Raw genomic sequence first — 7684 nt, 5'->3', positions numbered from 1 at the left:
CCAGGCAAGATCGTTCCGCAATAGCTCAGTGGTAGAGCAACCGGCTGTTAACCGGTAGGTCGTAGGTTCAAATCCTACTTGCGGAGCCAATTTAGGCCCGTTGGTCAAGCGGTTAAGACACCGCCCTTTCACGGCGGTAACACGGGTTCGAATCCCGTACGGGTCACCATATGGAGGATTAGCTCAGCTGGGAGAGCACCTGCCTTACAAGCAGGGGGTCGGCGGTTCGATCCCGTCATCCTCCACCATTTTTATGTATTACATCAAACCTATATATATGCCGGTGTAGCTCAGTTGGTAGAGCATCTGACTTGTAATCAGAGGGTCGAGGGTTCGAATCCTTTCGCCGGCACTCCTCGGGGGGGTAGCGAAGTGGCTAAACGCGGCGGACTGTAAATCCGCTCCTTCGGGTTCGGCGGTTCGAATCCGCCCCCCCCCACCAGGTTTGAGCCATTAGCTCAGTTGGTAGAGCATCTGACTTTTAATCAGAGGGTCGCAGGTTCGAGCCCTGCATGGCTCACCATTTTTTGCGGAAGTAGTTCAGTGGTAGAATACGACCTTGCCAAGGTCGGGGTCGCGGGTTCGAATCCCGTCTTCCGCTCCATATTCTTATCCCTGTTTCGGGGCCTTAGCTCAGCTGGGAGAGCGCCTGCCTTGCACGCAGGAGGTCAGCGGTTCGATCCCGCTAGGCTCCACCATATGTTTGTTTCTTAAGTTAGTGATGACTTAAGTTTTTTTTTGCCTAAAACCATGAACCATTCAAATGAGAGTACAGAGAAAGGCAGCCTGCCACCATTCAGGTTGCCTTTTTGTATGTTTATTCATTGTATTGCCGAGTTGAACCAAACGAATGATAGCGTTTACAATTTAGTTATCAAGCGTTCAAAGGGGGAATGGCAATGCAATGGTCATATATTCATGTACCGCTGCGATACGGTCAAGGGAAACTCGGGGTTGACCAAGGACCAGCAAAATTAAACGAATTAGGGATGGAGGCACTCCTGCCATCGGAAACGGTCAAACATACGATTCGCGTATTACCGGAATCTGAAATTCGTGAAAATGAGGAACACTTGAAGCGAGTCGATGGTGTCCTACACACAGTCACTGAATTGGCGGAAGTTGTGCATCGCGAGATTACAGCGAATCGATTCCCATTGATCGTTGGGGGCGATCATAGTATGGCAATCGGTACACTCGCTGGGTTGGCTCAAACAGGACCATACGGTGTCATCTGGGTAGACGCTCATGCTGACTTGAATACTGGAGAAACGTCACCATCCGGTAACATTCATGGAATGCCACTTGCGGCTGCAATGGGCATGGGTGATGTTCGTTTGACAGAGGTGGGCGGACGTGAGCCGAAGTTATCACCGGAGCATTTAGTATACATCGCACTTCGTGATATCGATGAAGGGGAAATGAACGAGATTAATCGACTTGGCATCAAAGTTATTACTGTAGAAGAAGTGCGAACGCGTGGTGTCGATGTCATCGTGCAAGAAGCATTGAATTATCTACGTGAACGCGTCAATCGTTTCTATATCAGCTTTGATATGGATAGTTTAGATGCATCACTAGTACCTGGCACTGGGACACCAGTTGATGGCGGTCTGACAGAAGTCGAGGCCAAAGCGATTTTAACAGAAGCTATGAAAGCAGATGATTTAATTGCTGTCGAACTCGTTGAATTGAATCCAGTGTTAGACCGAGAAGATATGACGGCAAATTTAGCGTATCGTCTGTGTGAAACGATCATAAAATCAAAAGAAAACCTGTTATTGGAAGGCGAGACAGTCTGATTTCCTTACAGTTTCCAAACCCGTTTGCTACAATGGGGGTGGAAACTTTTTTTATTTTAAATGAAACCATTTGAATCATGAGACGTATATAGAAATGACCGCATGTGTAGCGGAGAGGGGAAGTGGATTGATGGAACGGCTGACCACCCGTTTGGTAGATGAATTGAGGGCGGGGAATCACGATTCGTTTGCCGAACTGGTAGAACTATACAAGGATGGCGTCTTTGCAATCGCCTATAAAATTTTGTATGATCGTGGCGAAGCGGAAGACGCTGCCCAGGAAGCGTTCATTCGTGCGTATACACGAATCGATACGTATGACGCACAATATAAGTTCAAAACATGGCTCTATCGAATCACAACGAACGTTGCCATCGATCGATTGAGGAAACGGAAGCCAGAGTATTCGATGGATGCCGAAATTGCAGGTACAGACGGTTTGACCTATCAAGACCACTTAGCTGATGAAGCGCCCCAACCCGATGCCCAAGTGGTTCATCGCGAAATTCGAAGTGAGATGCATGAAGCGATCAAGCAACTCCCCGACAAATATCGTATTCCCTTACTACTAAAGTACGTGGATGATTTGTCATTAAAAGAAATCAGCGTGATGATCGACATGCCGGTCGCAACGGTTAAAACAAGGATCTTCCGGGGAAGAGAAATGTTAAAAACAATCTTTCAAAATAGGGAGGGGTTCAATTGACTCCTGAAGAAAAAGTACAACAATATTTGGAAGATGGCGTTTTGCCCGAAGAATCTGACGAATTGCGTCAATTGTTAGAAGACGATGAATTATACGAGTCGTATCTACAATATGAACGAATCGACGCAGAACTGAAAGCATTGCCTCGTCCAAAGTTATCAGCCGATTTTACTGCACGTGTGATGGCCGCTTTGCCTGAAGCACCTGTACAAAAAGCACCCGATACGGTCGTTCCGTTATCAAAACCAATCCGAAAAGAACGAAAACCGCACTCGAAACAAATCGCTTGGCTACAACGACACCCGGCTTTAATCGCGGCGGTCCTGTTCTTCAGTCTAATGTCTAGCGCGACACTTGGACTCTGGAACAGTGCATCTGAGACGATGACCTATACAAAAGTACCAGGGGTTGTCGTGTCAGAGAACGAAGTCATTGTGCCAGCCGGTGTAACGGTCGAGAAGGATATCACCGTTCAAGGTGGCGATTTACGAATCGAAGGAACGGTCAAAGGTGACGCGACCGCTGTGAATGGTCGTGCGTATTTAGCCAGTGCCGGTCAAGTGACAGGTGAGCTTGAACAGATTGACCAAATGTTCGAGTGGATTTGGTACTCGATGAAACAACTATTCTAAAGACGCATCTAGCGTCTTTTTTTCGTTTCAATCTGGTTTCGTTTTGAAGTGACGCAATGCGTCTAGACAGAATTGATGATATAATGGAACTTGCACGATTTAGCTAGGTAGTGAAGGAGGGGAGCATTTGCCGCTACTTGAACAAGTATCATTTTTCTCATTTTTAAATCTTTCAGAAAACGTACATTGGTACGATTATTTGAATGATGTTTTAGATATCGTCGTCGTCACGTACGTGATTTATAAGTTAATGATGATTGTACGTGGGACAAAAGCAGTTCAGTTAATCAAAGGGATCTCAATCATCCTGGTCAGTTGGTTCTTGAGCGGTTTCTTCGGATTGAAGACGCTCCAGTTCTTGCTAAATCAGGTGATTACGTATGGTCTTCTTGGGATTATCATCATTTTTCAACCTGAGTTGAGACGTGGTCTTGAACATCTCGGACGAACGAGCAATTTATTCGGACGTACGGGAACGAGTGACGAAGAGCAACAACGACAAATGATTGAAGCCATCGTCAGTTCTGCGCAGTATATGTCCAAACGGCGAATCGGTGCATTGATTGCCATCGAACGCGATACGGGACTCAATGAATATGTCGAGACAGGCATTCGGATGGACTCACATATTACGTCACAGTTGATTATTAACTTATTCATTCCAAACACGCCGCTTCATGATGGAGCGATGATTATTCAGGACGGGAAGATTGCAGCGGCAGCTTGTTATTTACCGCTCTCTGAAAGTCCACACATCGATAAAGCGCTCGGGACGCGTCACCGTGCAGCTATCGGCGTCAGTGAAGTGACAGACAGTGTCACCCTTACCGTCTCAGAAGAAACGGGAGCGGTCTCCCTTGCGATTGCAGGACGTCTGTATCGCGAATTGGATGAAGAGGCGCTACGCAACAAATTAATTCAAGAACTCGTCATCGAAGAAAAAGAGGCGACCCTCTCGTTCTTCGGTAAAAAAGGAGGGGATAAGTAAGTGATTGATCAGTGGTTACAACATAAATGGTTTCTCCGCTTCATCGCACTTGCTTTAGCCGTCCTTTTATACTTAATGGTCGCTGAGACCAGTTCTTCAAACAATGCGTCGAGTGCGCTGCCGATCGTCGGACAGAGTTCCATGACGCTCGATGTGCCGGTCGAAGTGTTTTTTGATGAGGTGCAATATGTTGCATATAATGTACCGGAAGAGATGGGCGTTGAGCTTCAAGGTCCATCCAGTAGTTTAACGATGACCAAATTGGTGAAAGATTATCAGGTATTCGTCGACTTGACGAACCTCGGGACGGGCTTTCACCGTGTTCCGGTCGAGGCACGAGGATTCGGTGGCGACGTCAACGTCAAGTTAGACCGAGAGACTGTCGAAATCTATATTGACCGGAAGCAAACGATTGAAGTGCCGGTATCTGTCAACTTATTAAACAAAGATCAGTTACCGGACGGGAAAGTAGCGGGCGATGTCGAAATCGAACCGTCTGCTGTGAAAGTCACAGGAGGCGCGAGTCGGATTCAAAACGTCAAAGAGATCACATTGAATGTAGACGTTGCGAATCAAAGTCAGACGTTTACCCGAGAAATTCCCCCGACTATTTTAGATGCGAATGGGAACCCATTAAACGTGTCGGTCGACCCGAATATCATCGATGTCACCGTACCGATTTATGATCAAAGTGCGATGATTCCAATCGAGGTCGTGACGAGCGGAGATGTGGCGGACGACTTCCGACTAGTCGATACGTTGTTAGGTGAGACGGAAGTCCGTGTCTTTGCTCCAAAAGAAGTGCTCGATGCACTCGAAACAATCGAAACGGAACCGATTGAGCTGGATGACTTAACGAAGTCTGAAAAGTTGAACGCTACCCTCCGCCTTCCAGAAGGTGCGACATCTCTCGGTAAAAAAGAAGTCGAAGTCCAGGTTTTGATTCGTCCGAACGACGAGTCGAAGGATGACACGGGTGAATTGACGGAACGGATTCGATTGACGGTTCCGGTCAATGTTCGTGGGTATGATCGAACGAATTATACGGTTCAAACGCAAGAAGTCGTCAGTGTGACATTGTCGGGAAAACGATCCCTTCTAGAGAACATCTCCTCGAACAGTGTCAATGTAACCTTAGATTTAACAGGTTTACCGAGTGGGACACACGCGGTAGATGTAGATTATGAAGTACCAAAAGGCGTGACTGTCATTTCGCCAAAAACAATCGATGTTCAATTGACAAGCGTCGATGAAGAAACAGAAACATCTTCTATTCAATAAAGATGTTCAATCATACAAAAGTGAGGATTTAATCTTATGGGTAAATATTTTGGAACAGATGGAGTTCGCGGTGTTGCGAACTCAGAGTTGACTGCGGAATTAGCATATCGTTTAGGTCGTGCGGGTGGCTACGTGCTCTCGAAACATTTGCCAGAAGGCGAACAGCCAAAAGTCTTGATTGGTCGTGACACACGAATCTCAGGACATATGTTAGAGGGTGCATTGATTGCGGGTCTTCTTTCAATCGGTGCAGAAGTCATGCGTCTCGGTGTCATCTCGACACCTGGGGTCGCTTACTTGACGAAGTCATTAGATGCGACAGCGGGAGTCATGATCTCGGCATCGCATAACCCCGTGGCAGACAACGGCATCAAATTCTTCGGTAGCGATGGTTTCAAATTAGATGACGCAACCGAGCAAGAAATCGAAGACATTTTGGACGCTGCAGAAGATACACTCCCACGTCCGACTGGAAAAGACCTCGGTTTCGTTTCAGATTATTATGAAGGTGCACAAAAGTATCTTCAAATGTTGAAACAGACTGTAGAAGAGGACTTTGATGGCCTTCACATCGCGCTTGATTGCGCACATGGTGCAACGAGTGGTCTTGCAGCTCGTCTCTTCGCGGACCTTGAGGCGAACGTGTCGACAATCGGAAACTCGCCAAACGGGTTGAACATCAACGAAGGTGTCGGCTCGACACACCCTGAGCACTTGGCTGAGTTCGTTCGTGAAAAAGGAGCGGATATGGGTCTTGCCTTTGATGGTGATGGAGATCGTTTGATTGCGATTGATGAGAACGGTGATATCGTGGATGGGGACAAAATCATGTACATCTGCGGTAAATACTTGAGTGAAAAAGGTCGTTTGAAAGACAATACGATTGTCGCCACGGTCATGAGTAACCTTGGCTTCCATAAAGCTGTGGAAGAAGCGGGTATGACTGCGCTTCAAACAGCAGTTGGTGACCGTTATGTTGTGGAAGAAATGAAGAAACATCAATACACACTGGGTGGTGAACAGTCGGGTCACTTGATTTTCCTCGATCACTCGACAACGGGTGACGGGATGTTATCAGGCGTCCAATTGGCGGAAATCGTCAAGTCGACAGGCCGTAAACTTTCTGAGTTGGCAGCTGAGATGCCGGTTTATCCGCAAAAGCTCGTCAACATTCGTGTGACGAATAAAAATGATGCGATGAACGGAGAACGTGTCCTTGCGACGATTCAAGAAGCAGAAGCGGAAATGGCTGGGAACGGTCGTATTCTCGTCCGTGCTTCTGGAACAGAGCCACTCGTCCGTGTCATGGCAGAAGCCCCGACAGCGGAAGAGTGCGACCGCTACGTTGAAAAAATCGCGCAAGTCGTGCGTGAAGATTACGGCGTAGAAGGATAATTTTTCAGAAACCGGGAATAACACAAGGGAATCCAACGTTGGATTCCCTTTTTGTTTCCGTTTTGTCATCGAGAAAACAATGGTTCTTCTTGACGAATGGGGGTGTGATTTGTACTATTAAGAGCGTGACCTTGGAAACGGAAGGACACAAGAGTACGAACAAGCGCCAGAACTCTGCGGAGTTGACGAGGTTAGAGGTTATCGAGATTTCGGCGGATGCCTCTTCGTCGCCTGTCACGACGAAAAGCACGCTTTTAAAACGCCCGGGTGACCGGACGGACAAAGAAGTGTGTGCTGACAGCTCTTAGAAAAAGCCCGTTTCCTTTTTCGAGAAATCGAAGAATAGAGGAGATTTGTTTATGTGTGGAATTGTAGGAATGATTGGGAATACCGGAGCGAAGGAAGTCCTTCTCAAAGGTCTTGAAAAACTCGAGTACCGTGGTTATGACTCGGCAGGTCTTGCGTTGATGCATGAAAATGTCAACGTTCACAAAGAAGTCGGTCGCATCGCTGCGCTACGCGAAATCATCCCAGCAGAAGTAGACGGCACGATTGGAATCGGCCACACACGTTGGGCGACACACGGGGTACCGAGCGTACCGAACGCCCACCCGCACCAAAGTACGACAGGACGCTTCACGCTCGTCCATAACGGCGTGATCGAGAACGACGAAATCATCAAGAAGACGCTTGACGTCCCGTTCCTTTCAGAGACGGACACGGAAGTCATCGTCCAGCTCATGGAGAAACACTTTGTCGAGCTCGGCGACGTCGAGGCGGCGTTCCGCAAGACGCTCTCGGACCTCCACGGTTCATACGCGATCGCGATGATCGACTCAGAGGACAAAGAGCGCCTCTATATCGGGAAGAACAAGTCACC

6 protein-coding genes, 8 tRNA genes and 1 pseudogene are annotated in these 7684 nt (G+C 47.6%); all 15 read left to right on the top strand.

Going from position 1 to position 7684, the window contains the following annotated elements:
* Positions 1-14 precede the first annotated feature (14 nt).
* Positions 15-89, top strand: a tRNA-Asn gene (locus tag KNP62_RS15385).
* A gap of 5 nt (positions 90-94) precedes the next feature.
* Positions 95-169, top strand: a tRNA-Glu gene (locus tag KNP62_RS15380).
* A 3-nt stretch (positions 170-172) separates the two neighbouring features.
* A tRNA-Val gene (locus tag KNP62_RS15375) sits at positions 173-248 on the top strand.
* Positions 249-279: 31 nt separating this feature from the next.
* Positions 280-352 (top strand) — tRNA-Thr (locus KNP62_RS15370).
* A gap of 6 nt (positions 353-358) precedes the next feature.
* A tRNA-Tyr gene (locus KNP62_RS15365) sits at positions 359-442 on the top strand.
* Positions 443-447: 5 nt separating this feature from the next.
* Positions 448-523: transfer RNA gene (locus tag KNP62_RS15360), tRNA-Lys, on the top strand.
* A gap of 6 nt (positions 524-529) precedes the next feature.
* Positions 530-604, top strand: a tRNA-Gly gene (locus KNP62_RS15355).
* 18 nt (positions 605-622) lie between these two features.
* A tRNA-Ala gene (locus KNP62_RS15350) sits at positions 623-698 on the top strand.
* A 201-nt stretch (positions 699-899) separates the two neighbouring features.
* Positions 900-1802, top strand: a complete 903-nt coding sequence (gene rocF, locus KNP62_RS15345) for an arginase (protein ID WP_214786342.1) — start codon at positions 900-902, stop codon at positions 1800-1802.
* 130 nt (positions 1803-1932) lie between these two features.
* Positions 1933-2508, top strand: coding sequence for an RNA polymerase sigma factor SigW (sigW, locus tag KNP62_RS15340; protein WP_012727640.1), 576 nt, complete (start codon positions 1933-1935; stop codon positions 2506-2508).
* Entirely contained in the window at positions 2505-3140 is a 636-nt protein-coding gene (locus tag KNP62_RS15335; protein WP_214786340.1) for an RseA family anti-sigma factor, read from the top strand. Before sigW ends, KNP62_RS15335 begins: the two co-directional genes overlap by 4 nt.
* Before the next feature lie 127 nt (positions 3141-3267).
* Positions 3268-4128 carry a diadenylate cyclase CdaA gene (cdaA, locus tag KNP62_RS15330; RefSeq protein ID WP_214697362.1) on the top strand — a complete coding sequence of 287 codons (861 nt, stop codon included), beginning with the start codon at positions 3268-3270 and terminating at the stop codon, positions 4126-4128.
* Positions 4129-5409, top strand: a complete 1281-nt coding sequence (locus KNP62_RS15325) for a CdaR family protein (protein ID WP_214786338.1) — start codon at positions 4129-4131, stop codon at positions 5407-5409.
* A gap of 36 nt (positions 5410-5445) precedes the next feature.
* On the top strand, positions 5446-6804 hold the full coding sequence (glmM, locus tag KNP62_RS15320; RefSeq protein ID WP_074035349.1) for a phosphoglucosamine mutase: 1359 nt from the start codon (positions 5446-5448) through the stop codon (positions 6802-6804).
* A 359-nt stretch (positions 6805-7163) separates the two neighbouring features.
* Positions 7164-7684, top strand: a pseudogene (locus KNP62_RS15315) (glutamine--fructose-6-phosphate transaminase (isomerizing)); the annotation flags it as partial.

The sequence above is a fragment of the Exiguobacterium sp. s183 genome (genome assembly GCF_018617655.1).
GTDB classification, from domain to species: Bacteria; Bacillota; Bacilli; order Exiguobacteriales; family Exiguobacteriaceae; genus Exiguobacterium; species Exiguobacterium aestuarii_A.
The sequence above is the reverse complement of the archived record's forward strand: the minus strand, read 5'-3'. Positions and strand labels throughout refer to the sequence as shown.

Coding starts and splice junctions, on each gene's coding strand:
- sigW (WP_012727640.1), top strand. CDS start 1,933: ATGGAACGGCTGACCACCCGTTTGGTAGATGAATTGAGGGCGGGGAAT.
- glmM (WP_074035349.1), top strand. CDS start 5,446: ATGGGTAAATATTTTGGAACAGATGGAGTTCGCGGTGTTGCGAACTCA.
- rocF (WP_214786342.1), top strand. CDS start 900: ATGCAATGGTCATATATTCATGTACCGCTGCGATACGGTCAAGGGAAA.